We start from the raw sequence: 26,942 nt of genomic DNA on the forward strand, positions 1-26,942 counted from the left end.
TCTCGAAAAGGACGCGCGCGCCATCTAACTACGGAGACGAGTGTCGCAATGAATGCATCCCCCACGTCCAATCTTGCCGCCAACGAACGACGCATCGCCGCCGACACGCTGCACGCCTACGTGCGCGCGATCTGGGAATCCGCCGGCAGCGCGCCGCGCGAGGCGGAACTGGTCGCGGATCACCTCGTGATGTCGAATCTGTCGGGCCATGACTCGCACGGCGTCGGGATGATTCCGCGTTACGTCGCGTCGCTCGGCGAGGGGCAATTGAAGCTCAACACGCACGCCGAGATCGTGCGCGACGCCGGCGCGGTGCTCACCGTCGACGGCCGTAAGGGATTCGGGCAGGTCGTCGCTTACGAGGCGATGGAACACGGCATCGAGCGCGCGAAGAAGCTCGGCGTGTGCGCCGTGGGCTTGCGCAACGCGCATCACATCGGGCGCATCGGCCACTGGGCGGAGCAGTGCGCGAAGGCGGGGCTCGTGTCGTTCCACTTCGTGAACGTGGCGGGCGATCCGCTCGTCGCGCCGTATGGCGGCATCGACCGGCGCTTCGGCACGAATCCGTTCTGCGCGGCGTATCCGCGCGCGGGCAAGAGCCCGCTCGTGCTCGACTTCGCGACGGCCGGCATCGCGTACGGCAAGACGCGCGTCGCCTACAACAAGGGCGTGAAGGTCGCGCCGGGCATGCTGCTCGATCACGAAGGCAAGCCGACCGTCGAGCCGAAGGTGATGCACGAAGAGCCGTTCGGCTCGCTCACCGCGTTCGGCCTGCACAAGGGTTCGGGACTCGCCGCGCTGTGCGAGATTTTCGGCGGGGCGCTGTCGGGCGGCTATACGACGCACGAGAGCACGCTGGAACAGTCGAGCGCGATCATCAACTGCATGACCTCGGTGATCGTCGATCCGAACGCGTTCGACGCACCCGCCGCGCAAGCGGAAGCCGAGGCGTTCCTCGAATGGATGAAGGCGTCGCCCCGCGCCGAGGGCATCGATGCGATCTACGCGCCGGGCGAGCCGGAAGACGCACGTCGCGCGGACCGCAGCGCGAACGGCATCGCGATCGACCCGACGACGTGGACGCAAATCCGCGATTCGGCGACCCAATCGGGCATGGCGGAAGCGGACATCGAAAAGTTCGCGAGCGCGCTGAAGTAAGTTTCGATGCAGGGCGCGGCAAATTGGTCAAGCCAGTTTGCCGCGCCGCGCGCGATTACGCGGTCATGTCCTGCGCGATCCAGTCGATGACCGACGTGCGCTTCGGATTCCAGCCGAGCACTTCACGCGTGCGCTGGCTGCGCACGCGGCTGTTCGAACCGAGACCGTACGACGCCATCTCGTAGCCCCATTCCTCGATCGCCTGATCGAGCGGCCAGTCCTCCGGCCCGCGCAGCCCGAGCGCCTTCGCCATGGCGGCGGTCATATCGCGAAACTGCGCTTCGCCGCTCTCGACGAAGTAGAACGTGCCCGCCGGTGACTTCTCGAGCGCGAGGCGGTAGATCTCGACGACATCGTCGATATGCACGTTCGACCAGATGTTCAGCCCGCGTCCCACATGCCGCACGATGCCGCTCTTCTTCGCCTGCCGTTCCAGGCGCGGCAGCTGCACGCTCGACGTATCCGGCACGGCGCCGTGCCCGTAGATCAGCGTGTTGCAGAGCACGGCGGAACGCACGCCGCGCTTCGCGGCGTCCAGCACGAGCTTGTCGATGGCGACGCGCGGCGCCTTGTCGGGCGTCGGTTCCGGCAAATCGTTCTCGGTGTAGATCTTGTCCGATGCTTCGCCGCCCGACGCGTCGCCGACGATGCTCGACCCGCTCGTGTGCAGAAACGGCTTGTTCGAGCCTTCGAGCGCGGCGATCAGCGCCTCGACCGCGCCGCGATGATCGCTGCTCGCCGCGTTGATGACCGCATCGGCGGCGCGCGCTTCGGCGGCCAGCAGGGCGGTGTCGTCCAGACTGCCGATCACCGGCTCGATATTCAGACGCTTCAGGTCGTCGGCCTGCTCGGCGCGCCGGATCAGCCCGCGCACGCGATGGCCGTCGCGCGCGAGTCCCGCCGCAATCGATCCGCCGATGAAACCGCCCGCGCCCGTAATGAAAATGTTCATATTCCTGCTCCGTTGAATGTTCAAACTGCGATGAATGCAGTATGGACCGCTTCGACTTTCGCAAAAACAGTGATAGTCTCAAATGAAACTTGACTTCGAATCAATAATTTGAAGACCAACACGGATGAACTGCTCGTTTTCGTCACGGTGATCGACGCCGGTTCGATGACGGCCGCCGCCGAAATGCTTCAGCAGACGGTATCTGGCGTGAGCCGCACATTGACGCGGCTGGAGAAGAAGCTCGATGCGACGCTCGTGCGCCGCACGACGCGCCGTCTGCAACTGACCGACGAAGGCGAGCTTTTTCTCGCGCGCGCCCGTGCCATCCTCGCGGCGATGGAAGATGCCGAAGAAACGATGGCGCGCCATCGCGAGCGGCCCGCCGGAAGGCTGCGCGTGGACGCGGCCTCGCCGTTCGTGCTTCACTGCATCGTGCCGCACGTGCAGGCGTTCGCGGCGCTGTATCCGGAGATCACGCTGGAATTGACGAGCAACGAGCGCATCGTGGACTTGCTGGAGCAGCGCGTGGATATCGCCATTCGCATCGGCGCGCTCCAGGATTCGACGCTGCGCGCCCGCGCGCTCGGCAGCAGCCGTCTGCGCGTGCTGGCGAGTCCCGCTTATCTCGCGGAACACGGCGAGCCGCGCGACATCGACGAACTGATGCGCGCGCGCCTGATCGGTTTCACCGCGCCCGAAAGTCTCAACGACTGGCCGCTCGCCGACACGCGCGACGGCCGCGGCGCGTCGTTCGTGTCGATCCGCCCGGCGATCGCGGCATCGAGCGGCGAGACGATACGGCAGCTTGCACTCGATGGCGGCGGCATTGCCTGCCTCGCCGAGTTCATGACCGCCGCCGACGTGCGCGCGGGCCGCTTGCGCACGATACTCGACGACATCCTCGAAGACGTGCGCCAGCCGGTCAACGCGGTGTATTACCAGAGCGAATCGATGGCGGTCCGCTCGCGCGCATTTCTCGATTTCCTCGCGAGCAGGCTCGAACTCTGATGCGCGCTGCCCGCCGATTCAACCCAACCCACCCGAACCCGACCATGCCACCGATCGAAACCATCACCGCGCCCGGCCTGCCCATTCCCGCCGGCCACTACAGCCACGCTACGCGCGCGGGCAACCTCGTCTGCGTCTCCGGTCAGTTGCCGGTCCGCCCCGACGGCACGCATACCGGCGACCTGCCGTTCGAAGCGCAGGCCGAGCAGACGCTGTCGAACCTGCGAACCGTGCTCGAAGCGGCGGGCGCGGGTTTTTCGGACTGCATCGAAGTGACGGTGTATCTCGTCGGCGTCGAGCACTGGAAGGCCTTCAACGAGATTTACGCGCGCCACTTCGGCGCGTGGAAGCCGGCGCGCGCCGTCGTGCCCGTCGGCGCGCTGCACTACGGCTATCTGCTGGAAATTTCCGCGCGCGCCTGGGTCGAGCGCGCGTAGCCGTTAGGCCAGATCCAGCGGATTCGTCAGGTCGCCGAGTGGCGTCTCGCCATTCGCCGCGAACGCGCGATCCCGCGCCGCGACGCCTTCGAGCGGTGCGAGATCGTGCACGCGCGAGATGAAGCGCAGGATCGAGTTCGTGTCGTAGACCGTGTGATCGACGTAGCCCTTTTTGGCGAAGGGCGAAATCACGAGCGCCGGAATGCGCGAGCCGGGACCCCAGCGATCGCCCTTCGGCGGCGACACGTGATCCCACCAGCCGCCGTTTTCGTCGACGGTGACGACGATCACGGTGTTCTGCCACTGCGGCCCGCGCCGGATGTGCTCGATCACGTTCGAGATATGGCGGTCGCCCGAGGCGATGTCGGCGTACCCCGCGTGCATGTTGAGATTGCCCTGCGGCTTGTAGAACGTGACGGTCGGCAGGCGGCCTGCATCGATGTCGGCGAGCAGCTTGTTCGTCGATGGATCGTCGCCGAGACCGGCGTCACGCAGATGCTGTGCGCGCGCGGCCGTACCCGGCGCGAAGTTCGCGAAGTAATTGAACGGCTGATGGTGATACTGAAAATCCGGCACGGCGCCGGTGTCGCGATGCTCCAGCGCATACTGCCAGGCGCCGGAATACCATGCCCAGTCGACGTTCCTCTCCGACAGACGATCGCCGATGGTCGCGTAGGTCTGCGGCGGCAGCACGAGCGCGTTCGATCTGTCGGCGAAACGCGGATCGCCGCCTTGCGGGGGCGGCACGTTGCTCGGCTGATACGGCGGAAACATGGTGTTGACCGCGTAGCCGTCGGCGGTGAGCGCGCCGTCGCGCACGTATTTGGGCGGTCCCTGGAGCGCTGATTGGGGCGAATCCGGCGCGAGCTTCAGGCGCGTGCCCTTGGGGTCGTCGCCCTCGATGACCGCGAGCAGCTTCGCCGCCGGTCCGCTCTTCGCATCCGGATAGAAGGGCGCCTGCGCCGAAATCAGGAAGATATGGTTCAGCCACGAGCCGCCGAATGCCGACATGAAGAAGTTGTCGCAGAGCGTGTATTGCTGCGCCAGCCCCCACAGCCTGAGCGTGTCGGGCGAGTTCCGGTAATGGCCCATGACGAGTCCGCCCGAATCGCCCCAGGCCGCGAACTGATTGTTGCGGCCGGCGTTGATCTGCATCTGGTTCTGGTAAAAGCGATGCACGAGATCCCGCGTGATGACGGAATTGGGCAGCGGCGCGCCCTGCGCGTCCATGATCTGAAAGGGCGCGTTGCGCAGACCGGCGATCTGCGGCTCGGTGATCGCGTAGCGCTTGCCGTCGACCTCTTGCGCCTGCGGCACGAGCCCGCCCCAGATTTTCGGCAGGGTGGGCATGGGCGTGGCGCCGTCGCGATCGAGTTGCACGTAGCGAGAAGCGGGCACCGCCGACAGCGGATACTGCACGCCCGGATAGTCGCCGTAGAGATTCGTGAAGCTGCGATTTTCGGCGTAAATCACGACGATGTTCCGCACTTTGGCCGCGAGCGTGCGATCGAGCGCGAGGTCAGCCGCGGTCTTGGGCGTGGCCGGCTTTTGGTCGAACAGATTGCACCCGCCGAGCGACAGGCCTGCGATGCCGACGCCCGCCGCGAGCAGCCGGCGCCGTGCGGGGTCCGCAGGGGCGTCGCCGGAAGGGGTGTCGTTGTCGTTGCTGGAGGGAAGCTCGTTTTGCGGATGGTCGTGCTCATTCATCGCCTGACTCCTCGTGAATAGGCGCACACGCCGATGGCGCGCGCCTGCATGATCGGCACCGAAAGATGACGCGCCTGTACACGGCGCCCCCATTCGACCGTCCTGCGGCTGACGGGTCGATTGAGCGGCAATGATGCCGCAACGGCCGGTTGCGTGAAAGCTGGCCGAACGGCATAGGAGAAAAATCAGAACGACGTGCGACTCGGCCTATGTCTTTTGGCCGACTGGAAACCGCAATGCAGGGTGACTAACATCAACTGAATACGAGCTTAGCTCCGACGAGAACCAGCGTCGCGGCGAGCACATGGCGCAGCAGCGCTTCCGGCGCCTTGGAGGACAGCATGCTGCCAATGGCAATGCCCGGAATCGAGCCGACGAGAAGCGAAGCGAGCAGCGACCAGTCGACCGAGCCGAGCATCCAGTGGCCCGCGCCGGCAATCAGCGTCAGCGGCACGGCGTGCGCCACGTCGGAGCCGACGATGCGCACCGTCGCGAGACGCGGATAGAGCAGGAGCAGCACGGTCACGCCGATCGCGCCCGCGCCCACGGAGGTAATGGAGACCAGCATGCCGAGTATCGCGCCGGTCGCAACGGTCCAGGCGGCGGTGCGCACCGGGTGTTCGGGGCGGCCGTGGCCCTTTTTATAGGCGAAGCGCGCGAGTTGCGGCCGGAAAATCAGCGAGACGGCGGTAATGAGCAGCGCGGTGCCGAGAATAAGCTGGATGAGCCGCGCGGTGCCTGGCGATGCAATGCCGTGCTCATGCAGGAAATACAGTGTGATGGCGGCGGCCGGCACGCTGCCCGCCGCGAGACGGCCGGTGATGCGCCAGTCGACCGAGCCCTTGATGCCGTGCACGAGCGTGCCGGCGGTCTTGGTCGCGGCGGCGTACAGCAGGTCGGTGCCCACTGCCGTCGCGGGGTGAATGCCGAACAGCAGCACGAGCAGCGGCGTCATCAGCGAACCGCCGCCCACGCCCGTCAGGCCGACCAGGAACCCTACCGCGAGCCCTGAGGCAGAATAAAGTAAGTCGATATGCGGAAATGACATTGCGCGCGGAGAACCCGTCAGGCGTGGTTGGGTCGAAAAACCGTCGATGATAGCGGGTAAGCGGCTCACTTGCTTCAGGAAGCGCGCGAGAGAGGCATGGGCGCGCATTTGCGGAAGCTTACGAAACACCCTGCAGATCACTTTCAGGAAGGTGCGATGAATACACAGCAACAGACGCAGGAACAGGTGCAGGAACAGATCCAGCAGTCGCAGGCCAGACTGGCGGACGAAGCGTTCATCCCCACCGAGCACGCCAGCATGCCGAGCGAGCGCCAGTTCGTGCTGAAGTCGGGCAACACCTTCGCCGTGTACGACGCGAACGGCGACATCCGCGGCCACGACGACGGACTTTTCGTCAACGACACGCGCGTGCTCTCGGAACTGGTGCTGACCTTCGGCGGCCGCGCGCCGTCGCTGCTTTCGGGCAGCGTATCGAGCGACAACGCCGTGTTCACCGCGCACCTGACGAACCGCCCGTTGCCGCCGATCGGCGGGGCGCGCACGCCCGAGGGCGTGATTCACGTCGAGCGCAAGCGCGTGCTGTCGGGGCATGTACTGCACGAGAGCATCGTGCTCACGAACTACGGCACCGAGCCCTCCACCGTGCCGCTTTCGATTTCCTTCGCGGCGGACTTCCTGGACATGTTCGAGGTGCGCGGCGCGACGCGCGGCAAGCGCGGCACTCTGCGGCCGCCGGAGATCGAGAACGGCGAAGTGGTGCTGCGTTATGTCGGACTCGATGAAGTGGAACGCACGGCGCGTATCCAGTTCACGCCCGCGCCGGACGTGCTCTCGCCGACGCGCGCGGATTACGCGCTGCATATCCAGTCGGAAACCGCGATCTCCATGTATCTGTCGGTGACGGCTGTGACGCACGCCCTGTCAGACGCCAGTGAGGAAAGCAAGCGCAACGCGGCGGAAGCGGCCGAGTGTGCGCCCGAATCAGGCCGCCCGGCGATTCGCGAGGCGCTCGTCGAGGCGCATCGCCGCATGCGGGACCGGCGCCGCGCCAGCGCGCGCGTGCGCTCGAGCAATCCGCTCTTCAGCGAATGGATCGACCGTTCGCTCGCCGACCTGGGCCTGCTCACCACCGATCTCGAAACCGGCCCTTATCCGTACGCAGGCATCCCTTGGTTTTCGACGGCGTTCGGCCGCGACGCCATCATCACGTCGCTGCAGATGCTCTGGCTGCATCCCACGCTCGCGCGCGGCGTGCTGCGCTTTCTCGCCGCCCATCAGGCGCGAGAGGACTCCGCGTTTCGCGATGCCGAAATCGGCAAGATCATGCATGAGACGCGCAAGAGCGAAATGGCCGCGACCGGCGAGGTGCCGTTCGCGCTGTACTACGGCGGCGTGGACAGCACGCCGCTCTTCATCGTGCTGGCGGGCGCCTACGTGGAGCGTACCGGCGACCGCGAGCTGATCGATGAAATCTGGCCGGCGCTGCAACTCGCGGCGCAATGGGTCGCGCGCCATTGCGACAAGAACCCGCACGGCCTGCTCGACTATCAGCGCGCGTCGGAGCACGGTCTCGCGAATCAGGGCTGGAAGGACAGTCAGGATTCCGTTTTCCACGCGGACGGCAAATTCCCGATCGGGCCGATCGCGCTGGTTGAAGTGCAGGCGTACGCGTCCACCGCGTTTTCCACGATGGCGCGCCTCGCCCGCGAGCGTGGCGAAGACGAGCAGGCGGGCGACTACGAGCGGCGCGCGCGGCACATTCGCGAACGCGTGGAGGAGATGTACTGGATGCCGGAGATGGACTTTTACGGCATCGCGCTCGACGGCAAGGGCGAACTGTGCCGCGTGCTCTCATCGAACGCGGGGCATCTGCTTGCGTTCGATCTCGTCGAGCGCAAGCGTGGCGAAGCCGTCGCGCGTCAGCTCGAATCGACGCTCTTTCATACCGGCTGGGGCGTGCGCACGCTGGCCGCGAGCCAGCCGCGCTTCAATCCGATGTCGTATCACAACGGCTCCGTGTGGCCGCACGACACGGCGCTGTGCGCGCGCGGTCTCGCGCGTTACGGCGAGCGCGGCGCGGCCGTGGGCTTGCTGCAATCGCTGTTCGAAGCGGCCGTCACCTTCGACATGCGTCTGCCGGAGCTGTTTTGCGGATTCACGCGCCAGCGCGGCGAGCGGCCGATTGCATATCCGGTCGCATGCCTGCCGCAAGCCTGGGCGGCGGGTGCGCCTTTCATGGTTCTGGAAGCGTGTCTCGGCGTGACCGTCGACGCCATTAACGACGAAGTGCGCATCGACCGGCCGCAACTGCCCGAGGGTATCGACTGGCTGGAAATCGGCGATCTGCGCCTCGGCGACAAGATCGCCACGATCACCTTCCGGCGCGTCGGCGGGCAGGTGATTCCGTCGGTGGACGGCGACGTGCGGGTCGTCGCCGTGCTCTGAAGCGGCGAGCGGTTTAAACCGGCTTAAACCGCCACGCTGCCGACGTAGTTTTCCGCGAGCGCCGTGGCGGCGGCGCGCGAGGTCGTCACGTGTTCGAGTTCCGCCACTTGCAGCCGCTGCTCGAACGGCGAGGTGTCGTCGAGCTTGTGCAGCATGCGCGTCATCCACCACGAGAAATGCTCGGCGCGCCACACGCGCTTGAGCGCCGTCTCGGTGTAGCGGGCGAGCTTGTCGCTGTGGCCTTCCTTGTAGAAATCGACGAGCGCGGCGTTCAGCACGCGCACGTCCGACACCGCGAGGTTCAGGCCTTTCGCGCCGGTCGGCGGCACGATGTGCGCGGCGTCGCCGGCGAGAAAGAGCTTGCCGGACTGCATCGGCGTGGAAACGAAGCTGCGCATGCCGACGATATTCTTCTGGAAGATCTTGCCTTCCGTGATCTGCCAGCCATCGGCGGTATCCACGCGTGCGTGCAGTTCGGCCCAGATGCGGTCGTCCGACCAGGCATCGACGGAATCCTTCGGATCGCACTGGAAATACATGCGCTGTACGCCCGGCGAGCGCGTGCTGATGAGCGCGAAGCCGCGGTCGTGGCGCGCGTAGATGAGTTCGTCGGAAGAGGGCGGCGCTTCGACCAGAATGCCGAACCAGCCGAACGGATAGATACGCTGATAGTCCTGCCGCACCGCCTCGGGAATGCACTGGCGCGCCACGCCCTGCGAGCCGTCGCAACCGATGATGAAATCGCATTCGAGTTCTTCGTCGCGGCCTTCGTGCTGATACTTGATGCGCGGATTGCGGTCGCTGCCCTCGTGGAAGTCGTGCAGCGACACGTTCGACACGTTGAACTTGAGCGCGCCATTCGCCGCCAGCCGCGCCGCGACGAGATCCTTGATGACTTCGTGCTGCGCGTACACCGTGATCGAATGTCCGGTCAGTTCGGTCAGCGCAATGCGGCGTCGCTGGCCCTCGAACGCGAGCTCGAAGCCGTGATGCAGCGCGCCTTCGGCCTGCATGCGTGCGCCGAGGCCGGCCTGGCTGAGCGTGTCCATCGTGCCTTGTTCGAGCACGCCGGCGCGAATGGTCGATTCGATATCGTTCTGGCTGCGCGCTTCGAGCACGACCGATTCGATGCCGCGCAGATGCAGCAGATGGGAGAGAAGGAGTCCGGCGGGGCCCGCGCCGATAATGCCGACTTGTGTACGCATGATGTCTCCGTGAGGCAGTGGTGATGTTGTGCGTACAGTGTCGGAAAAGCGGCCTTATGCCGCAATGCGATAGCGAAGATAGGGTCTATCTGTTTTTGAGATAAAGGCCCAAAATGGGCCGAAAACGTCCCGAACTGAGGGTAAATCCCTACGTTAAGCGGGCGGCGTTGGACGCCGCCCGCGCCTTGACACTCACTCCGCGCGCTCTTCCTTCAACTGATTGCGCCGGTATTCGCCCTGCCGCGTGAGCATCCAGCCGGGATATTCGGCGGGCAACTGGCTCACTTCGTCGAGTGCAGCGAGTTCGTCCGCGTTGAGCCGGACCTTCGTCGCTGCGATGTTGTCGTCCAGTTGCTCCACGCGTTTCGCGCCGATGATCACGCTAGACACCGCCTTCTGATGCAGCAGCCACGCCAGCGCGACCTGCGCGACCGACACGCCTTTGGCCTCGGCCACGCGGCGCATCACGTCGACGCAGTCATGCGCGCGTTCGACATTGACGGGCGGAAAATCGAACTTGGTGCGGCGGCTACCTTCTTCCTTGCCGCCGTCGCGCGTGTACTTGCCGGACAGCAGGCCGCCCGCGAGCGGACTCCACACCATCAGGCCGACGTTCTCGCTTTGCAGCAGCGGCACGATCTCGCGCTCCAGGTCGCGGCCCGCGATCGTGTAATACGCCTGGAGCGACTCGAAGCGCGCGAGCCCGAGCCGTTCCGAAATGCCGAGCGCCTTCATGATCTGCCACGCGGCCCAGTTCGACACGCCGATATAGCGCACATGCCCGTGCTGCACGAGATTGTCGAGCGCGCGCAGGGTTTCCTCGATCGGCGTCGCCGGATCGAAGCCGTGAATCTGGTACAGATCGACGTGATCGAGTTGAAGGCGCTTCAGACTCGCCTTCACGCCGTCGATGATGTGATAGCGCGACGCACCCCGCGAATTCGCCCCCTTGGTGCCGGTTTCGCCGAGAATCTTCGTCGCGACGACCACGTTTTCGCGCGGCACCTTCAGGTTCTTCAACGCCTGACCGGTGATGATTTCGGAGCGGCCGTCGGCATAGACATCGGCGGTATCGATGAAATTGATGCCCGCGTCGAGCGAGCGCCCGATCAGCGCGTCCGCCTCCGCCTGCTGCAACTGCCCGATGTTGTCCCAGATTCCGCCGGTGCCGCCGCCGAAGGTCATCGTGCCCAAGCACAGTTCGGAGACGAAAAGACCGGTATTGCCGAATTTCCTGTAGCGCATGGTTGCTCCCGAGTGACGCCGAGTGACGCCGGGTGACGGATAGGGCGCGGCATCGCACGAGCAAGACGAGGCGATCCGCACAGGCAATGCAGTATCGTCCCGGCGCGCGGCCGGGTCATAGCCTGATCCTGTTCGATCCTTGCCTGTTCCTGCAAACGCGCAGGGCGGCCCCGAGCAATCCCGCGCGGGCGCGAGTAAGCTAGTCGGACTCCTCCCATCTCGAAATAGTCCGCGAATCATGGCTTTGAACGACACGCCCGGCCTCGCCGGAAAAGACAGTCACGACCAGCCGAGAGAGGGCCGCCACGGCGGCACGGCCGATGCCGCGCTGGATCAGGCGCGGCTCGACCTCGTCGCGCTGCTCGACCGTTTCACCATCGGTTGCGAGGGCTCGGTCGAAACGCCGGTGCCGGGACTTTTCCTGCATCGCATCATGAATCCGGGCGGGCCGAAGCATGGCATCCAGACACCGGCGCTCGCGCTGATTGCGCAAGGCAGCAAGCGTCTCATGGTCGGCGACGAGGTCTATATTTACGATCCGATGCACTATCTGGTGTCGTCGGTGGATTTGCCCGTGTGCGGGCAGGTCTCGGTGGCGAGCGAATCGGAGCCGTATCTGGGCATGCGGCTCGATCTCGATGTCGACGAAATCACGTCGCTGATCCAGGACGAACACCTGCCGCCCGCGACGCAGGCCGACGCATCGCGCGGCCTGTACGTGAACCGCCTCGGCAACACGATGCTCGACGCGGTCCTGCGCCTGTTGCACCTCGTCGATCACCCCGAAGATGTGCCGATTCTCGCGCCGCTCGTGAAGCGCGAGATTCTCTATCGGCTGCTGATGAACGGCTCGGGCGCGCGGCTGCGTCAGATCGCGCTGCAGGACAGCCAGACGCAGCGCATCGCCAAGGCCATTCAGTTACTGCGCCAGAATTTCGATCAGCCGCTGCGTGTGGAAGATATCGCGCGCGACGTGCACATGAGCGTGTCGTCGCTGCATCATCATTTCAAGGCCGTCACCGCCATGAGCCCGCTGCAGTATCAGAAGCAGTTGCGGCTGCAGGAAGCGCGCCGCCTGATGATGCTCGATATTGTCGACGCCGCCACGGCCGCGCATCGCGTGGGCTACGAGAGCGCGTCTCAGTTCAGCCGCGAATACAGCCGCCTGTTCGGCGCGCCGCCGCTGCGCGATACCCGCCGCTGGCGCGATGCGACGGCGGCCGCGGCCGGCGCCTGAACAACAATATTTCGATGAACCCCTGGCCGAGCGCGCGCGAATGGTCTTGAATGGATTGCCGACAGCCGATGCGAAGGCGCTGCCGCATCGATTTATTTCATCGTCCGCGGAATAGTGCAGCGCTTACGAACGTTCTACGGATACTTCTACAACAGGAAAGATGAAATGAAGAAGCGCATCCAGATGTTCGCCGCTGCCGCAACGGTCGCAACCGTGTTCGCCTCGCTCGCTTCGTCCGCGCAAGCCGCGGCGCCGAAGGAAGCCAACGGCATGTATGTCGATGAAAACGGCATGACGCTCTATACCTTCGACAAGGACACCAAAGGCGGCGCGAGCGCCTGCACGGGCGGCTGCGCGCAGGCGTGGCCCGCCGCCATGGCAAGCGATTCGGACAAGCCGAGCGGCAAATGGACCATGGAATCCGCCGATGGCGGCAAGCAATGGGCCTACGACGGCAAGCGCGTCTATCGCTTCGCGAAGGACACGAAGCCCGGCGACAAGAACGGGGACAACTTCCGCGACGTCTGGCATGTCGTGAAGCCCTGAAAGCGTTCGCATCGCGGCGGACTCGCGGAATAAACCGGCGAGTCCGCCGGTCTATCAATCAACGGGTATGGATCATGAAACGATCGATCGGAGTGACGGCGCTCCTGATCGCGCTCGGCCTCGCATTCGGCGCGGCCGGTTGCGCGACCGGCACGCAAAGTGCGCCGGGATCATCGGGCGCGCCGAGCGCGCCGGCGGGCGGAGGCAGCTACTGATGACGCGGGCTTTCATTGCGTCGCGCGCGCAGACGGACGCGCGGCCTTGAGCTTCGAGAGCGACCTGCTCGCGCATCTGCCGCAGTTGCGGCGCTATGCGCGCGCCCTGACGGGAGACCGCGCCTGGGCCGACGATCTGGTGCAGGACGCGACCGAGCGCGCGCTCAACCGCGCGAAATCGTTCCAGGCCGGCACGAATCTACGCGCGTGGCTATTCACGATCATGCGCAATCTGTATATCGACCAGTTGCGCGGGCGCCGCGACATCGCGGTCGACGACGAAACCGCGCCCTGGCGGCACATGGCCGCGCCGCGCGGGGAAATCGACGGCCTCGTGCTGCGCGACGTGCAGCGCGCGCTGTACTGTCTACCGGTCGAGCAGCGCGAAGTGATGCTGCTCGTGTGTGTCGAGGAAATGAGTTATCAGGAGGCCTCCGTGGTGTTGAACGTGCCGACCGGAACCGTGATGTCGCGCCTTTCGCGGGCGCGGGAGCACATGCGCGTTCTGCTCGGCGAGGAACCGGGCCGCAAGGCGTCGGCGTCGCTGAAAGTGGTGAGCCGCTCATGACGAATCAAGACCGTCCATCCGAAGGCGGCGACCGTATGGGGCCGCCGAAGCCCGATCGCGATCTGCAGGCGCTGTCCGCCTTTATCGACGACGAACTGCCCGGCGACGAGCGCGACGCCGTGGCCGCGCGCATCGCGGCCGATCCCGCGAGCCAGGCGACCGTCGATGCGTATCGCGCGCAGGACAATGCGCTGCGCGCGCTGTTCGCCGATCAGACCGAGCCGCAAGTGGTTCGGCTGCGGCCGCGCTCGCGCGAGCGCTATCTGATCGCGGCGTGCTTTCTGGTCGTCGGCATCGCGTGCGGGTATCTGATGCACATGCTTCTGCCCGCGCTCGGCGAGAAGCCGCGCTTCGCGGAGCGCGCGGATATCGCGTATGCGGTGTACGCGCCCGAGCAGCGGCATGCGGTGGAAGTGGCGGCGTCGCAGCAGGATCATCTGGTCACGTGGCTCTCGAAGCGGCTCAATCGCGCGGTGACGATTCCGTCGCTGGCCGAGTACGGTTTTCAGCTCGTCGGCGGACGCCTGTTGCCGGACGAAGAGGGGCCCGCCGCGCAGTTCATGTACCAGAACGCGGCGGGCGAGCGCCTCACGCTCTACATGACGACCGCCACGATCCGCGGGAATGACAACCGTATCCGGATGCTGAAGGACGGTCAGCGCACGACGTTCTACTGGGCGTGGAACCGGGTCGGCTATGCGCTCTCGGGGCAGATCGGCGAGGCGAAGCTGCAGGCGATCGCCTATGACACCTGCAAGGAGCTCGGCGGCGATCCCAAAAACTGGTGAGCCGTCGATCCAAGAAAAAGGCCGCAGCGAAAACGATTCGCTGCGGCCTTTCTTCATGCGCAGGCCGGCTTAGTAATAACGATGCGGCGGCGGCGGTGCAACGCGGTGGTGATGACGCTCCCACTCGCTGCGCTGCCAGTAACGATGACCATCCCAGTAGCGGTCGCCATGCCAGCCGACGTTCACGTGATGCGGCGCGGGGCGATGCATGTCCGCCGAAGCGACGTTCGCGAGGCCCATGCCCAGCGCGGCGGCGAGGGAGGCGATCAGCAGGCTCTTTTTCGTCTTGTTCATGATGTTGGCTCCTTTCTCGTGTGCCCGTTCAACCGATGCGCGCACGGAACTGCGATGCATCGGGTAAGAGTTCAGTGGGTCGATTCAGTGCGGGTTCAATCGCGGTAATAGCCATGATGATGGTGATATCCGCCGCCATCCGGCACGACGATGCAGCCCGACAGCGCGCTAGTCAGCAACACGCCCAACGCTGCCAGGATCGCTAGTTTCTTCATTGGTTTCTCCCTGTGAATCCGTGAGAACCAATTTAGCGGTTCGCAAAATGACAAGCCGTGTTCGTTTGTAAGCAAACGTGTAACCTGAAATAATTGCAACGGCCGCCTGAAAGGAAGCGGCGCGACGCGACGCGCCCGTTGCAAGCGGGCGCGCAACGCGTTATCCTGAACTCCGATTCGAAATGTCGGAGTGAACATGTCTCACATCAGCACGGGCGTCGAGTATGCGCTGCATTGCATGCTGTATCTCGCGGAGCCCCCGCACGGCGTGCGCGAGGCGAGCGTGCGCGACCTCGCTGAGTTGCAGGGCGTGCCGGCGGAGTATGTCGCGAAGCTCTTCACCAAGCTGCACAAGGCCGGGCTCGTGGTGGCGACGGAAGGCGCGCGTGGCGGTTTCGCGCTCGCGCGGCCGTCGCGTGAGATCAGCGTGCTCGATGTCGTGGACGCGATCGACGGCGACAAGCCGCTTTTCGACTGCAGAGAGATTCGCGCGCGCTGCGCCGTGTTCGGCGAAGACGCGCCGCCCTGGGCGACGAGCGGCGTCTGCGCGGTTCACGCGGTGATGAAGAATGCCGAGAAGCGCATGCGCGAGGCGCTGGCGGCGGACCGCATCTCCGATCTCGCGGACCGCTTGCATGCCAAGGCGCCGCGCACGTTCGCGCCGCAGGTCGTCAAGTGGCTGGACGAGCGCACCCACCAGCGGCGCGCGGGCAGAACCTGAGGTTCGAGCCGGACTAGCGGACGATCCTCGGCTTCATGTTCGGCGTGAGCGACACGCCGACCACGTGACCATCGCGCACGCCGCAACGGCTATCCACGCGCGTCCATTGTTCCTTGCCGCGCGCCTTCGCAAAGGCGCGCATCACGATCACCTTGTCCACGGGAATCGGGTTGCCGACGCTGAAGATCGCAGTATCGTCGTCGATTTTCGCGGACAGCACGCGCCGGTCGGGGACGATCAGCGTGTCGTACTTCGGCGCGTTCTCGACCCAGCGATCGAAAGCGGCGACGCATTGCGCGACGGATTCCGGCACGTGGAGCTTCGTCAGATACGAATAATCCTCGGGCAGATCTCGCGCTTCCTGCGCTTCGGCGAACTGAAACATCGACGCGGACAGCGCGAGCGCGCACAAGACGGGGGCAAGCATGTTCTTCATGCGATGAACGATGAAAAAGGGCGTTCGGAACGGGCGGGCAGAGCGCGGGATCGCCAAGGACACGGATCGCGTGAATGGCGCTGTGAGGGAGGCGCGCGCCTGCGCTGGAATGGCGCGAAGTATACCGTGTGAAGTTTTGTCACGTCGAGTGAATTGCGCATTCCGAATGCCGATCGAAAGCATCGCGCGGGGCGTTGTATCCTTCGAATCGGACGAACTCGGCGGCGAGGTGCGCAATGAAAGCGGTGCAATGGTCGCAACAGGACGGCACGGGGCTCGAATATCTGGTTCTGAACGAGTCGCCGGATGGCGCCGTGATCGAAAGCGCGGTCGTGGGCGAAGACGAGGCGCATGCCTTCGGCCTCGTCTATCGCATCGAGTGCGATGCGCGCTGGCAGGTCACGCGTCTCGCGCTCAAGCTCGCGGGCGGCGCAACGCTCGATCTGCATCGCAAGGGCGGCGACAACGGCGACGCGCATGCGTGGAGCGGTGCGAACGGCGAAGCGCACGAACTGCTGCGCGGCTGCATCGATGTGGACATCACCGCGACGCCTTTCACCAACACCTTGCCGATCCGCCGTCTGCGGCTCGAACGCGGCGAGCGGCGCGTGATTCGCGTCGTCTACGTGCGCGTGCCCGAGCTCAGCGTGAGCGCCGTGGAGCAGGCGTACACGTGCCTCGAGCCGGATCGCTGCTATCGCTACGAAGGGCTCGATACGGGCTTCACGGCAGATATCACCGTCGATGAAGACGGCCTCGTGCTCGACTATCCCGGCCTCTATACGCGCATCCGGCGATAATAAGCGCACCTCCGCTTCGAACCGCTTCGGACGATTGCCACGATGACCGACACCACTTTCCCCCGTCTCACGAGCCTGTCCCACGGCGGCGGCTGCGGCTGCAAGATCGCGCCCGGCTTGCTCGCCGATCTGCTCAAACGCACGACGCCGCTGCCCGCGTTTCCGAATCTTCTCGTCGGCAACGACACCGCCGACGACGCCGCCGTCTACAAGCTCAACGACGAGCAGGCGATCGTCGCGACCACGGACTTCTTCATGCCGATCGTCGACGATCCGTTCGACTTCGGCCGCATCGCCGCGACCAATGCGCTCTCCGATGTCTACGCGATGGGCGGCAAGCCGATCCTCGCGCTCGCGCTCGTCGGCATGCCGATCAACGTGCTGCCGCACGAGGTCATCGCGCAAGTGCTGAAGGGCGGCGAAGCAGTGTGCGCCGAAGCGGGCATTCCCGTCGCGGGCGGGCATTCCATCGATTCCGTCGAGCCGATCTACGGGCTCGCGGCGCTCGGCATCGTGCATCCGTCGCGCGTGAAACGCAACGCGGCCGCGCGCGCGGGCGACGTGCTCGTGCTCGGCAAGCCGCTCGGCGTCGGCGTGCTGTCGGCGGCGCTCAAGAAAGAAAAGCTCGATGCAGCCGGCTACAAGGCGATGATCGATGCGACCACGAAGCTCAATCGGCCGGGCGCGGAACTCGCGCAACTCGACGGCGTGCACGCGCTCACCGACGTCACCGGCTTCGGCCTGCTCGGCCATGCGCTCGAACTCGCGCGCGGCGCGAAGCTCACGGCGCGCATCCGCTATGCCGATTTGCCCTGGCTGCCGCAGGTGCGCGAGTTCGTGCGCGAGGGCATCTACACGGGCGCGTCCGGGCGCAACTGGAACGCTTACGGCCATGACGTTTCGCTGAACGCGCAGGGCAAGGAAGGGGACGAGGCCCGCGCCTTGCTGACCGATCCGCAGACTTCGGGCGGCCTGCTCGTGTCGTGCGCGCCGGAAGCCGTGAACGACGTGCTCGCCATCTTCCGCGCGGACGGCTTCGAAGATGCCAGCGTGATCGGCGAAATGACGGACGGCGCGAGCCGCGTCGACGTGAGCTGATCGACCCTCGACAATCAAAAAGAACCGCATGAAGGAAGAATCCCCGAAAGCCATTTTCTACGCGCTCGCCGCGAACTTCGGCATCGCCGTCTGCAAGTTCGGGGCGGCGGCCTACACCGGTTCGGGCGCGATGTTCGCCGAAGCCATCCATTCCACCGCGGATTGCGGCAACCAACTGCTGCTGCTCTTCGGCCTGAAGCGCGCGCAGGCGCCCGCGAACGCGCTGCATCCGCTCGGCTCGGGGCGCGAGATCTATTTTTACGCGCTCATCGTCGCGCTGCTGCTGTTCTTCGTGGGCGGTGCGTTTTCGGTGTACGAGGGCGCGCATCGGCTGCTGCATCACGAGCCGTTGAGCAATCCGATCGTCGCGCTCGTGATCCTCGGCGTCTCCGTCGTGCTCGAAGCGTTTTCGCTCGCGGGCGCGATACGCGAAATCCGCAAGGGCGCGCCGAACAAGACCTTGTGGCGATGGTTCCGCGAGACGCGCGAATCGGAACTGCTCGTGGTCGCGGGCGAGGACGTCGCGGCGCTCCTCGGCCTCGCGATCGCGTTCGCCGCGGTGCTCATGACCATGCTCACCGGCAATCCCGCCTACGACGCGGCGGGATCGGTCGGCGTCGGCGTGCTGCTGATGATCATCGCGTTTCTCGTCGCGCGCGAAGTCAAGTCGATGATCGTCGGCGAATCGGCGAGTCCGGAAGTGCGCAAGGCGATCGATGCGCACCTGCGGGCGCGTCCCGAAATCAAGCGCATCATCAGCCTCATCACGCTGCAGTGGGGCAAGCATGTGGTCGTTGCCGTGCAGGCGGAAATGCTCGACTATCCGAGCGGGCGCGCGATGATCGATGCGATCAACCTCATCGAGGACGATCTTCAGCGTGCGTTTCCGCAAGTGCGCTGGGTATTCTTCGAACCCGATATCGCGCGCGATCGCGGCGAACCCGCGACTGTGTGACCGCAGTGAACGCAGTGAACGCATGAGGGCGCCGGGGATGGTTTTTGCTGGCCCGACCACACCGCGCTAACATAGGCCGAGCCATTTCGAGATCATCCGACCCATGCGCAAATTGTTCCTTTCTGCATTCTTCATCGTTTTATCGAGCAGTCTTTCGCTTATTTCGCAGTCCTCCTTCGCTGCGGCCGATGCCACGCAAAACGCGTCGCAAGCCGTTGCGCTGACGCCGCAACAGGCGCGCGACGCGCTTTCGGTGCTGAACGATCCCGCGCGCCGCGCTCAGGTCGCCGATACGCTGCGCGCCATCGCGGCGGCCGGTGCTTTGGCCGCGCCCGCGAGCGCGCCGCAGAGCGCGTCGGCATCGGCATCGGCAACTTCGGCGGCGCCCGCGTCGGGGGCGTCCGGCGTGCTGGCCCATTCGCTGACGGCGAACGGGCTCGCGTCGCAGATATCGCGTCAGGCGGGGCACTGGCTCGTGGAGATCGGGGCGGGCATCCGTCATTCCGTCGCCGCGCTGCTCGACTTCGGCTCGATGGCCTCGTGGTGGCGTGATCGCATGTCGAGCGACGAGGCGCGCGCGCTCATCGGGCATGTCGCGTGGACCGTGCTCGCTTCGCTCTTGCCCGCGCTGCTGCTCGAATTCCTGTGCTCGCGCCTGCTCGCCAAGCCGCGCGCGCGGATCGCGGCGCGCGGCGTCGCCGATGCGGAGGACCAGCAGCCCGAGCTCGTGCGCGAGCAACGCGCCGCCGAACGTGAAGAAGACGCCGCGGCCAGAAGCGGCGACGAAACCGCGATACATCTCGCCGAGCGCAAGGTCGACACCGCGCGCGGACAACGTCATGCGGCGCGTCACTGGACGCTCCTGCAGCGCTTGCCCAGCGCGCTGCTCCACGGCTTTCTCGCCATGGTGCCGCTCGTCGTGTTCATTGGCGCGGTGACGGTGCTGATGTCGGTGTTCATCGACGACAACACGCCCGAAGCGCGGGTCGCGGGCTCGATCATCGACGTCTATCTGGTGTGCCGCGCAATCGTGATCGTGAGCGGCTTCTTCTTCGCGCCGCGCGCGCCGGGCTTGCGTCTCATCCAGATGGGCGATCTCCATGCGGCCTACCTGCATCGCTGGCTGCGGCGCACCGTGTGCGTCGCGGGCGCGGGCATCGCGCTCGCCAACGCCGCGGAGCCGATCGGCTTGTCCGACGATGCGCGCATCGCCATCCTGAAGATCGTGCTGCTCGGGGTGCATCTGATGATCGCGTTCGTGATCTTCGAGAGCCGGGTGCCGGTGGCCGAGCGCATCCGGGCGAGCGCGCGGACGAATCGCTCGGTGCGGCTCTTCGGCAACTGGGTCGCCGATGTCTGGGCGGGCGTCGCGATCTTCTTCGTGATCGCGCTGTGGTTCGTGTGGGCGCTCGACGTGCGCAACGGCTACCGAACGCTCTTTCATCTGGGCGGCCTGTCGCTGCTCGTGCTGGTCGGCGCGCGCGTGGTGGCGATCGTCGTGTTCGGCGCGCTCGGCCGCGTCTTCCATCGCGAGGACGAGGACGACCTCACGGGCGAGTCGATCGTGCGCCGCCGCGCGTATCGCTATTACCCGGCGCTGCGGCGTATCGTGCAGACGCTCATCTTCATCGCGATGATGGTCGCGCTGCTCCAGGTGTGGGGCATCGACATCATTCATTTCTTCACGTCGGGCGGGGTCGGCAACCGGCTCGCGTCCGCGCTCATCACGATCGTGATCGCGGCGGCGTTCGCGGTGCTCGTGTGGGAGGCCGCGAACATCGTCGTCGAGCAGCGTCTCGAACAGTGGACCGCGAGCGGCGAACGTCTGCGCGCCGCGCGCCTGCGCACGCTGTTGCCGATGATGCGCACCGGCCTTTTCATCGTCATCGCGATGGTCGTGGTGCTGACGGGTCTCTCGGAGATCGGCGTGAACACCGCGCCCTTGCTCGCGAGCGCGAGCATCTTCGGCGTGGCGCTCGGCTTCGGCTCGCAGAAGCTCGTGCAGGATTTCATCACCGGCATCTTCCTGCTGATGGAAAACGCGTTGCAGGTCGGCGACTGGGTGACGCTCGCGGGCGTGTCGGGCACGGTCGAGTATCTGTCGATCCGCACGGTGCGGCTGCGCGGCGGCGACGGCTCGCTCTACACGGTGCCGTTCAGCTCCGTTTCGACGGTGAACAACACGAATCGCGGCATCGGCAACGCGGCGGTGCGCGTGTCGATCGCGCTCGGCCAGGACGTCGATCTCGCCATTTCCACGCTGAAGGAAATCGGCGCCGCCTTGCGCGACGACGAAGCGTTCCGCGACGGCATTCTGTCCGACTTCAGCTTCTGGGGCGTCGATGCCGTCGATGGCTCGACCGTCACCCTCGCCGGTCAGATGCAGTGCCGCGACAGCACGCGCTGGCCGGTGCAGCGCGAGTTCAACCGCCGCATCCTGAACGAATTCACGGCGCGCGGCATCGAGATCGCGAATCCGCAGCGCAATTTCGTGATCGTCAACGGCGGCAATCAGGAAGGCTCGCCCGATGCGAACGAAGCGGGCGCGGATCAGCAAGGCGAGCCGTCGAAGGCCGCGCAGCATCCGACGAGCGAAGCGGCGGGCGCGCCAAGCGTGGCGTCGAATGCGCCGCCGCCGCGGTCGTCGCAAGGCGGGACGTGATCCTATAATCGTCTCGGCGCCGATCGCGCCCATGATCGCGCCCACTGCCGGGCGCGATTTTTTTTTGCATGATCGACTGTCTGCGAGGAGCACGCCCGCCATGAGAGACCCCGCATCGCGAACGAAGAAAATAACGAAAGCCGTCGCCGCGGTGGCGTGTGCGGCCAGTCTCGCGGGATGCGCCTCTTCGCCGCGTTCCGTCGACAGCGCGGCCGGCGCGCGCGAAGTCAAGGTGATGATCGTCACGATGTTCGCGCCCGAAGGCAAAGTCTGGCTGGACCGGCTCGGCCCGTGGGACGCCGTCAAGGTGGCGGGCCTGTCGCCGGATTATCCGGACGTCCATTGCAATCGCGACGATGTTTGCGTCGTCACCACGGGCATGGGCCACACCAACGCGGCGGCGTCGATGATGGCGCTCGCGTTTTCGGACCGCTTCGACTTGCGCCGTACGTACTTTCTGGTCGCGGGCATCGCGGGCATCGATCCGGCGCAGGGCACGGTCGGCTCGGCGGCGTGGGCGAAGTATCTCGTCGATTTCGGCCCGCAATGGGAACTCGATGCGCGCGAAAAGCCCGCCGCCTGGCCAAGCGGGTTCACGGGCATCAACACGAAAAATCCGAACGAAAAGCCGCCGCCCGACTATCGCACGGAAGTCTTCGCCCTCGATGCCTCGCTCGCCGACACCGCCTACGCACTCTCACGCAACGTGACCCTCGCCGACAGCGACGCGGCCCAGGCCGCCCGCGCCAAATTCAACTACGCGCCGGCGAACCAGCCGCCGCGCGTGATCCAGTGCGACACGCTCGCCGGCGACACATGGTGGTCGGGCAGGTTCATCGGCGAACGGGCGCGCGCGTGGACGCGTCTGCTCACCGACGGCCGCGGCGTCTACTGCACGACGCAGCAGGAGGACAACGCGACCTACGAGGCGCTCAGGCGGGCGGCAAGCGCGCACCGGGTGGATGTCGCGCGCGTCGCGGTGCTGCGCGCTGGATCGGATTTCGATCGGCCCTACGAAGGGCAGAGCGCGGTCGAGAATTTGCTCGACTACGCGGCGCAAGGCGGTTTTGCGCCGGCACTCGAAAATTTGTATCGCGCCGGTAATCCGTTCGTACGGGAAGTTGTTACAAACTGGGGCGTGTGGAGAAACGGCGCGCCGAAAAGGTAACAGACCGCGTTACAAACAAGGGTAACAAAGACCGTAACAAGTAATAGGTAATTATTTCCTAATTTTCGTTGCATCGGTAAAGCCCGTCTGAGTGGCGATTTTGGCGTTTATTCTTCTGATGAATAGCGCTAAAAATAGGCGATACCGATGTCAACCGAATCTCGAAATCCCCCGTTATTGCTGGCGGCCAGCGATTTCACCGACAAAAACGAAGCTGCCCTGATTTTGCGCGGTAAACATAAGAAGAATAGAAATGGTCCGGCAAAATCAGTCAAAATCTCCATACCGAAAAAATTACCGATCGAAAGTGTTGTTTGCAACAAAATATTATTGAGATGTGCTTGCTTTCGTCTCAGACAGTTCTTAGAATCCGTCTCACAGTGGTTGTTACAAGATGTAACTCACTGAAACAAAGATTACGCGGTACGTAGCCGGGCAGAACTAGCCCGGTGAGGCACAAAAAAGATATCGGCGAAAAGCCGGCGGGAAATTCGGGGATTTACTGGAAGTTGCAACCATGAACGGTCGCGAAACGCTGGAATCGATCCGGGAAATCAACTTGTCGTACATCATGCTCGCGCAGCGTCTGTTGCGCGAAGACCGCGCCATCGGCATGTTCCGGCTCGGTCTGTCGGCGGAGCTCGCCGATCTGCTGTCGGGCCTCACGCTCGCGCAGGTCGTTAAGCTTGCGTCGTCGGATAACCTGCTTTGCGCATTCCGCTTCAATGATCACACGATGCTGTCGGCTTTGACGCAACCCGCGAAGAACGCGGACATCGCGCCGACGCACGCGGCCATCCTGCTGGCTGGCCAGCCGGCTGAACAGTTCGCTTAAGGTGACCCAGGTGACGGAGCGAGCCATGCTGAAGAAGAGCCTCACTGAAGACGCCCAGGAAGTGTTCCGCGCCATCGCGTTGATCGAACTCGGCGCGCGCATGCAGGTGCTGGAGAGCGAACTCACGCTCTCGCGCGACCGCATGATCCGCCTCTATCGCGAAGTGAAGGGTGTATCGCCGCCGAAGGGCATGCTGCCGTTCTCGGCCGACTGGTACATGACGTGGCTCGCCAACATCCACGCATCGCTTTTCTACAACACCTATACGTTCCTCAAGAATGAAGCTGGTTGCTCGCATCTCGATGCGTTGACCAAAGGGTATCGGCTGTATCTCGAGCACTGCAACCATAGCGGCGCCGAGGCGGTACTCGATCTCACGCGGGCCTGGACTCTTGTGCGCTTCTTCGACGCGGGCATGCTGCAGATGACGCCGTGCTGCCGCTGCACCGGGAAGTTTGTCGCACACAAACATGATTTGCAGAACAACGTGGTGTGCGGGGCCTGCCAGCCGCCGTCACGCGCGGGGAAGACCAAGAAAGCGGCGGCCGCTAAACAGGCCAGCAAAGAAGCCGCTCTGGAGGTGGTGATGTCGAAGAACGAAGTGCCGGAGCATGCGGAGCACACGGTACTCGCAAACGTAGCGGCGTTACAGTCGCAACGGGCAGGCCTGGTCGCACAGGCCGCTTAGGCGGTAGCGGCGGCGGCCGCCCTCCGGGGACCGTCCGCGAGGATGGTGGACGACCGGCCCGCCGCTACCGCGTTTTACTTTTTCCGTACCGAATTCATGCGGCTCGGCGTCGAAAGGCGCCGGGCCGCTTTCTCGTCCGGCCAGTAAAATGCTTCGATGGCATGGGCTTTCGGGGTATCGGTTTGGCTTTGGCACAACAGGGTTTTCTGCTGACTCGTCACTGGCGCGACACCGCGGCCGGGACGGAAGTCGATTTCTGGCTCGCCACCGGCGACGGCCCGAAGAAAATCCGCATCGCGTTGCAAACGAGCGTCGCGTTCATCCGCGCCGAGGATCGCGCGAAGGCGGAGCCGATCGTCGCCGGCGTGCGTGACGCCTATCTGCGCGAACTGCCGCTCAAGGATTTCCGTCAGAAGCCGGTGCTCGGGCTGTATTGCCCGCACTATCGCCCGTTGCTCGCGCTCGAAAAGACGCTGCGCGGCGCGGGCGTCAACGTCTTCGAGGCGGACATTCGCCCGCACGAGCGCTATCTGATGGAGCGCTTCATCACCGCGCCGGTGTCGTTCGAGGGCGTCGAGCGCGACGGCGCCATTTTCAGCGAGCTGAAGCCCGCGCCGGATTACCGGCCGTCGCTCAAAATCGTCTCGCTCGATATCGAAACGAGCCTCAAGGGCGATCTCTATTCGATCGCGCTCGAAGGTTGCGGCGCGCGTCAGGTCTTCATGCTCGGCCAGCCGAACGGCGATGCGGCCGGGACGGATTTCGCGCTCGATTATTGCGATTCCCGCGCCGACATGCTGCGCCGTTTCAACGCGTGGATCGCGCATCACGACCCGGACGCGATCATCGGCTGGAACGTCGTGCAATTCGATTTGCGCATTCTTCAGCGGCACGCCGACGACTACGGCGTGCCGCTCGCGCTCGGCCGCGACGGCAGTGCCGCCGAGTGGCGCGAGCACGGCATGAACCGCAATCACTGGTTCATCGCGATCGCGGGGCGGCTCGTGATCGACGGCATCGAGGCGCTGCGCTCGGCGACGTGGAATTTTCCGTCGTTCAGTCTCGAATACGTCGCGCAGTCGCTGTTGGGCGTTGGCAAGGCGATCGACAGTCCCTATGCGCGCATGGATGAAATCGAGCGGCGTTTTCGGGAAGACAAACCCGCGCTCGCGCATTACAACCTGAGCGATTGCGAACTGGTCACGAAAGTCTTCGAGAAGACGGAGCTGCTGTCGTTTCTGCTCGAACGCGCGACCGTCACGGGCCTGCAGGCCGATCGCAGCGGCGGCTCGGTCGCGGCGTTCACGCATCTGTACATGCCGCGGATGCACCGGCTGGGCTTCGTCGCGCCGAATCTCGGCGACGTGCCCGAGGAAGCGAGCCCCGGCGGCTTCGTGATGGACTCGCGTCCCGGTCTTTACGATTCCGTGCTCGTGCTTGATTACAAGAGCCTGTATCCGTCGATCATCCGCACCTTTCTGATCGATCCGGCCGGACTCGCGCAAGGCATGGCGACGCCCGATGAAACCGCGACCGTGCCCGGCTTTCGCGGCGCGCGTTTCTCGCGCGAGACGCACTGCCTGCCCGCGATCGTCGCGCAGGTGTGGGAAGGGCGCGAGGCGGCGAAGCGTCAGCACAACAAACCGCTGTCGCAGGCGCTCAAGATCATCATGAACTCGTTTTACGGCGTGCTCGGATCGAGCGGTTGCCGCTTTTTCGATCCGCGTCTCGCGTCGTCGATCACCATGCGCGGTCACGAGATCATGCATCGCACGCGCGAGCTGATCGAGGCGCGCGGCTACAGCGTCATCTACGGCGATACGGATTCGACCTTCGTCTGGCTGCGCCGCGCGCGCACCGAAGACGACGCGGCGCGCATCGGCCGCGCGCTCGTCGCGCATGTGAACGCCTACTGGCGGGACCATCTGCGCGACGCGTTCGGCCTCGACAGCGCGCTCGAACTGCAATTCGAAACGCACTTCAAACGCTTTCTGATGCCGACGATTCGCGGCACGGAAGAGGGCAGCAAAAAGCGCTATGCCGGACTGACGGCGCGCGCGGATGGCAGCGAGGACATCGTCTACAAGGGCCTGGAAACCGTGCGCACCGACTGGACGCCGCTCGCGCAGCGTTTCCAGCAGGAGCTGTACATGCGCATCTTCAAGGGCGAGGCGTATCAGGAGTACGTGCGCGATTACGTCGTGCGGACGCGGCGCGGCGAGCTGGACGAGTTGCTCGTCTATCGAAAGCGGCTGCGGCGCACGCTCGGCGACTATCAGCGCAACGTGCCGCCGCACGTGCGCGCCGCGCGCATCGCCGACGAATACAACGCGCGCGCCGGCCGTCCGCTGCAATATCAGAACGGCGGCTGGATCAGCTATGTGATAACGACGGCCGGTCCCGAGCCGGTCGAGGCGCGGCATGCGCCGATCGACTACGAGCACTACGTGAGCAAGCAGCTTCAACCGGTCGCGGATGGCATCCTGCCCTTCATGCGCGACGATTTCACCGCGCTCATGTCCGGCCAGAAAGCGCTGTTCTAGCGCCGGT

The 26,942-nt window shown here is 65.0% G+C and carries 26 protein-coding genes; 19 read left to right on the forward strand and 7 right to left on the reverse strand.

The window, feature by feature from the left end; translation table 11 throughout:
• The first annotated feature begins 48 nt into the window (after positions 1-48).
• Entirely contained in the window at positions 49-1,158 is a 1,110-nt protein-coding gene (locus AWB70_RS19710) for a malate/lactate/ureidoglycolate dehydrogenase (protein WP_053569462.1), read from the forward strand.
• A gap of 55 nt (positions 1,159-1,213) precedes the next feature.
• Here the strand turns inward: AWB70_RS19710 and AWB70_RS19715 are convergent, their stop codons facing one another.
• Entirely contained in the window at positions 1,214-2,110 is an 897-nt protein-coding gene (locus AWB70_RS19715; RefSeq protein WP_053569461.1) for an NAD-dependent epimerase/dehydratase family protein, read from the reverse strand.
• 108 nt (positions 2,111-2,218) lie between these two features.
• Between AWB70_RS19715 and AWB70_RS19720 the strand changes: the two genes are divergently transcribed.
• Both AWB70_RS19720 and AWB70_RS19725 read left to right on the forward strand, forming a co-directional pair.
• The gene (locus AWB70_RS19720) at positions 2,219-3,118 is read left to right on the forward strand and encodes a LysR family transcriptional regulator (protein WP_053569460.1); all 900 of its coding nucleotides are present in this window, start codon (positions 2,219-2,221) and stop codon (positions 3,116-3,118) included.
• Positions 3,119-3,162: 44 nt separating this feature from the next.
• Positions 3,163-3,555: a RidA family protein gene (locus AWB70_RS19725; RefSeq protein ID WP_053569459.1), complete on the forward strand. Its 393-nt coding sequence runs from the start codon at positions 3,163-3,165 to the stop codon at positions 3,553-3,555.
• A 3-nt stretch (positions 3,556-3,558) separates the two neighbouring features.
• Here AWB70_RS19725 and AWB70_RS19730 read toward each other — a convergent pair whose 3' ends face one another.
• A complete protein-coding gene (locus tag AWB70_RS19730; RefSeq protein WP_053569458.1) occupies positions 3,559-5,262 on the reverse strand; it encodes an acid phosphatase in 1,704 nt (567 codons plus the stop codon).
• A gap of 253 nt (positions 5,263-5,515) precedes the next feature.
• Positions 5,516-6,310 (reverse strand): sulfite exporter TauE/SafE family protein, encoded by a 795-nt coding sequence (locus AWB70_RS19735; protein ID WP_053569457.1) that lies wholly within the window; start codon positions 6,308-6,310, stop codon positions 5,516-5,518.
• A gap of 156 nt (positions 6,311-6,466) precedes the next feature.
• Here AWB70_RS19735 and AWB70_RS19740 point away from each other — a divergent pair, with 156 nt between their 5' ends.
• Entirely contained in the window at positions 6,467-8,716 is a 2,250-nt protein-coding gene (locus AWB70_RS19740; protein WP_053569456.1) for an amylo-alpha-1,6-glucosidase, read from the forward strand.
• A 23-nt stretch (positions 8,717-8,739) separates the two neighbouring features.
• Here the strand turns inward: AWB70_RS19740 and AWB70_RS19745 are convergent, their stop codons facing one another.
• Together AWB70_RS19745 and AWB70_RS19750 are read right to left on the reverse strand one after the other, a co-directional pair.
• On the reverse strand, positions 8,740-9,921 hold the full coding sequence (locus AWB70_RS19745; RefSeq protein ID WP_053569455.1) for a 4-hydroxybenzoate 3-monooxygenase: 1,182 nt from the start codon (positions 9,919-9,921) through the stop codon (positions 8,740-8,742).
• Between the two features lie 192 nt (positions 9,922-10,113).
• Positions 10,114-11,166 carry an aldo/keto reductase gene (locus AWB70_RS19750; protein WP_053569454.1) on the reverse strand — a complete coding sequence of 351 codons (1,053 nt, stop codon included), beginning with the start codon at positions 11,164-11,166 and terminating at the stop codon, positions 10,114-10,116.
• 238 nt (positions 11,167-11,404) lie between these two features.
• On the opposite strand from AWB70_RS19750, the gene AWB70_RS19755 reads away from it, so the two are divergent.
• The 5 genes from AWB70_RS19755 to AWB70_RS19770 all read left to right on the forward strand — a co-directional run bounded on the left by AWB70_RS19755 (position 11,405) and on the right by AWB70_RS19770 (position 14,520).
• The gene (locus AWB70_RS19755) at positions 11,405-12,403 is read left to right on the forward strand and encodes an AraC family transcriptional regulator (RefSeq protein ID WP_053569453.1); all 999 of its coding nucleotides are present in this window, start codon (positions 11,405-11,407) and stop codon (positions 12,401-12,403) included.
• Positions 12,404-12,568: 165 nt separating this feature from the next.
• Complete coding sequence (locus AWB70_RS19760) at positions 12,569-12,949, forward strand: COG4315 family predicted lipoprotein (RefSeq protein WP_041731701.1); 381 nt, start codon at positions 12,569-12,571, stop codon at positions 12,947-12,949.
• Between the two features lie 74 nt (positions 12,950-13,023).
• Positions 13,024-13,164 (forward strand): hypothetical protein, encoded by a 141-nt coding sequence (locus AWB70_RS38790; RefSeq protein WP_156903125.1) that lies wholly within the window; start codon positions 13,024-13,026, stop codon positions 13,162-13,164.
• Positions 13,165-13,210: 46 nt separating this feature from the next.
• Positions 13,211-13,732: an RNA polymerase sigma factor gene (locus AWB70_RS19765; protein ID WP_014250888.1), complete on the forward strand. Its 522-nt coding sequence runs from the start codon at positions 13,211-13,213 to the stop codon at positions 13,730-13,732.
• Positions 13,729-14,520, forward strand: a complete 792-nt coding sequence (locus AWB70_RS19770; protein WP_082378104.1) for an anti-sigma factor family protein — start codon at positions 13,729-13,731, stop codon at positions 14,518-14,520. The genes AWB70_RS19765 and AWB70_RS19770 overlap by 4 nt, the downstream gene beginning before the upstream one ends.
• 69 nt (positions 14,521-14,589) lie before the next feature.
• On the opposite strand, the gene AWB70_RS19775 is transcribed toward AWB70_RS19770, so the two are convergent.
• On the reverse strand, positions 14,590-14,814 hold the full coding sequence (locus AWB70_RS19775) for a hypothetical protein (protein WP_045455693.1): 225 nt from the start codon (positions 14,812-14,814) through the stop codon (positions 14,590-14,592).
• Between the two features lie 411 nt (positions 14,815-15,225).
• Here AWB70_RS19775 and AWB70_RS19785 point away from each other — a divergent pair, with 411 nt between their 5' ends.
• Positions 15,226-15,750: an RrF2 family transcriptional regulator gene (locus AWB70_RS19785; RefSeq protein WP_014250885.1), complete on the forward strand. Its 525-nt coding sequence runs from the start codon at positions 15,226-15,228 to the stop codon at positions 15,748-15,750.
• A gap of 13 nt (positions 15,751-15,763) precedes the next feature.
• Here the strand turns inward: AWB70_RS19785 and AWB70_RS19790 are convergent, their stop codons facing one another.
• Positions 15,764-16,186 carry a BspC domain-containing protein gene (locus tag AWB70_RS19790; protein WP_053569452.1) on the reverse strand — a complete coding sequence of 141 codons (423 nt, stop codon included), beginning with the start codon at positions 16,184-16,186 and terminating at the stop codon, positions 15,764-15,766.
• A 236-nt stretch (positions 16,187-16,422) separates the two neighbouring features.
• Here AWB70_RS19790 and AWB70_RS19795 point away from each other — a divergent pair, with 236 nt between their 5' ends.
• From AWB70_RS19795 to AWB70_RS19830, 9 genes are all read left to right on the forward strand, one after another.
• A complete protein-coding gene (locus AWB70_RS19795; RefSeq protein WP_053569451.1) occupies positions 16,423-16,986 on the forward strand; it encodes a putative glycolipid-binding domain-containing protein in 564 nt (187 codons plus the stop codon).
• A gap of 42 nt (positions 16,987-17,028) precedes the next feature.
• Complete coding sequence (selD, locus tag AWB70_RS19800) at positions 17,029-18,084, forward strand: selenide, water dikinase SelD (protein WP_053569450.1); 1,056 nt, start codon at positions 17,029-17,031, stop codon at positions 18,082-18,084.
• Between the two features lie 28 nt (positions 18,085-18,112).
• Positions 18,113-19,039, forward strand: coding sequence for a cation diffusion facilitator family transporter (locus tag AWB70_RS19805; protein ID WP_014250881.1), 927 nt, complete (start codon positions 18,113-18,115; stop codon positions 19,037-19,039).
• Positions 19,040-19,142: 103 nt separating this feature from the next.
• A complete protein-coding gene (locus AWB70_RS19810) occupies positions 19,143-21,701 on the forward strand; it encodes a mechanosensitive ion channel family protein (protein ID WP_053569449.1) in 2,559 nt (852 codons plus the stop codon).
• A gap of 100 nt (positions 21,702-21,801) precedes the next feature.
• The gene (locus AWB70_RS19815) at positions 21,802-22,869 is read left to right on the forward strand and encodes a purine-nucleoside phosphorylase (protein WP_053569848.1); all 1,068 of its coding nucleotides are present in this window, start codon (positions 21,802-21,804) and stop codon (positions 22,867-22,869) included.
• Positions 22,870-23,016: 147 nt separating this feature from the next.
• On the forward strand, positions 23,017-23,277 hold the full coding sequence (locus AWB70_RS38325; RefSeq protein WP_143281662.1) for a hypothetical protein: 261 nt from the start codon (positions 23,017-23,019) through the stop codon (positions 23,275-23,277).
• 109 nt (positions 23,278-23,386) lie between these two features.
• On the forward strand, positions 23,387-23,704 hold the full coding sequence (gene flhD, locus AWB70_RS19820) for a flagellar transcriptional regulator FlhD (RefSeq protein WP_014250878.1): 318 nt from the start codon (positions 23,387-23,389) through the stop codon (positions 23,702-23,704).
• Positions 23,705-23,729: 25 nt separating this feature from the next.
• Positions 23,730-24,392 (forward strand): flagellar transcriptional regulator FlhC, encoded by a 663-nt coding sequence (gene flhC / locus AWB70_RS19825; protein ID WP_014250877.1) that lies wholly within the window; start codon positions 23,730-23,732, stop codon positions 24,390-24,392.
• Positions 24,393-24,553: 161 nt separating this feature from the next.
• Positions 24,554-26,935 carry a DNA polymerase II gene (locus tag AWB70_RS19830; RefSeq protein ID WP_053569448.1) on the forward strand — a complete coding sequence of 794 codons (2,382 nt, stop codon included), beginning with the start codon at positions 24,554-24,556 and terminating at the stop codon, positions 26,933-26,935.
• Positions 26,936-26,942 lie beyond the last annotated feature (7 nt).

Origin of the sequence: Caballeronia cordobensis (assembly GCF_001544575.2) — a bacterium.
Classification (GTDB): domain Bacteria; phylum Pseudomonadota; class Gammaproteobacteria; order Burkholderiales; family Burkholderiaceae; genus Caballeronia; species Caballeronia cordobensis.

What these genes read in the sequence shown, in the direction of transcription:
- AWB70_RS19810 (WP_053569449.1), top strand. Translation starts at nt 19,143, where the DNA reads ATGCGCAAATTGTTCCTTTCTGCATTCTTCATCGTTTTATCGAGCAGT.
- AWB70_RS19745 (WP_053569455.1), bottom strand. Translation starts at nt 9,921, where the DNA reads ATGCGTACACAAGTCGGCATTATCGGCGCGGGCCCCGCCGGACTCCTT.
- AWB70_RS19785 (WP_014250885.1), top strand. Translation starts at nt 15,226, where the DNA reads ATGTCTCACATCAGCACGGGCGTCGAGTATGCGCTGCATTGCATGCTG.
- flhD (WP_014250878.1), top strand. Translation starts at nt 23,387, where the DNA reads ATGAACGGTCGCGAAACGCTGGAATCGATCCGGGAAATCAACTTGTCG.
- AWB70_RS19710 (WP_053569462.1), top strand. Translation starts at nt 49, where the DNA reads ATGAATGCATCCCCCACGTCCAATCTTGCCGCCAACGAACGACGCATC.
- AWB70_RS19775 (WP_045455693.1), bottom strand. Translation starts at nt 14,814, where the DNA reads ATGAACAAGACGAAAAAGAGCCTGCTGATCGCCTCCCTCGCCGCCGCG.
- AWB70_RS19805 (WP_014250881.1), top strand. Translation starts at nt 18,113, where the DNA reads ATGAAGGAAGAATCCCCGAAAGCCATTTTCTACGCGCTCGCCGCGAAC.
- flhC (WP_014250877.1), top strand. Translation starts at nt 23,730, where the DNA reads ATGCTGAAGAAGAGCCTCACTGAAGACGCCCAGGAAGTGTTCCGCGCC.
- AWB70_RS19715 (WP_053569461.1), bottom strand. Translation starts at nt 2,110, where the DNA reads ATGAACATTTTCATTACGGGCGCGGGCGGTTTCATCGGCGGATCGATT.
- AWB70_RS38325 (WP_143281662.1), top strand. Translation starts at nt 23,017, where the DNA reads ATGTCAACCGAATCTCGAAATCCCCCGTTATTGCTGGCGGCCAGCGAT.
- AWB70_RS19735 (WP_053569457.1), bottom strand. Translation starts at nt 6,310, where the DNA reads ATGTCATTTCCGCATATCGACTTACTTTATTCTGCCTCAGGGCTCGCG.
- AWB70_RS19740 (WP_053569456.1), top strand. Translation starts at nt 6,467, where the DNA reads ATGAATACACAGCAACAGACGCAGGAACAGGTGCAGGAACAGATCCAG.
- AWB70_RS19730 (WP_053569458.1), bottom strand. Translation starts at nt 5,262, where the DNA reads ATGAATGAGCACGACCATCCGCAAAACGAGCTTCCCTCCAGCAACGAC.
- AWB70_RS19815 (WP_053569848.1), top strand. Translation starts at nt 21,802, where the DNA reads ATGAGAGACCCCGCATCGCGAACGAAGAAAATAACGAAAGCCGTCGCC.
- AWB70_RS19790 (WP_053569452.1), bottom strand. Translation starts at nt 16,186, where the DNA reads ATGAAGAACATGCTTGCCCCCGTCTTGTGCGCGCTCGCGCTGTCCGCG.
- AWB70_RS38790 (WP_156903125.1), top strand. Translation starts at nt 13,024, where the DNA reads ATGAAACGATCGATCGGAGTGACGGCGCTCCTGATCGCGCTCGGCCTC.
- AWB70_RS19770 (WP_082378104.1), top strand. Translation starts at nt 13,729, where the DNA reads ATGACGAATCAAGACCGTCCATCCGAAGGCGGCGACCGTATGGGGCCG.
- AWB70_RS19830 (WP_053569448.1), top strand. Translation starts at nt 24,554, where the DNA reads ATGGGCTTTCGGGGTATCGGTTTGGCTTTGGCACAACAGGGTTTTCTG.
- AWB70_RS19760 (WP_041731701.1), top strand. Translation starts at nt 12,569, where the DNA reads ATGAAGAAGCGCATCCAGATGTTCGCCGCTGCCGCAACGGTCGCAACC.
- AWB70_RS19750 (WP_053569454.1), bottom strand. Translation starts at nt 11,166, where the DNA reads ATGCGCTACAGGAAATTCGGCAATACCGGTCTTTTCGTCTCCGAACTG.
- AWB70_RS19725 (WP_053569459.1), top strand. Translation starts at nt 3,163, where the DNA reads ATGCCACCGATCGAAACCATCACCGCGCCCGGCCTGCCCATTCCCGCC.
- AWB70_RS19755 (WP_053569453.1), top strand. Translation starts at nt 11,405, where the DNA reads ATGGCTTTGAACGACACGCCCGGCCTCGCCGGAAAAGACAGTCACGAC.
- AWB70_RS19795 (WP_053569451.1), top strand. Translation starts at nt 16,423, where the DNA reads ATGAAAGCGGTGCAATGGTCGCAACAGGACGGCACGGGGCTCGAATAT.
- selD (WP_053569450.1), top strand. Translation starts at nt 17,029, where the DNA reads ATGACCGACACCACTTTCCCCCGTCTCACGAGCCTGTCCCACGGCGGC.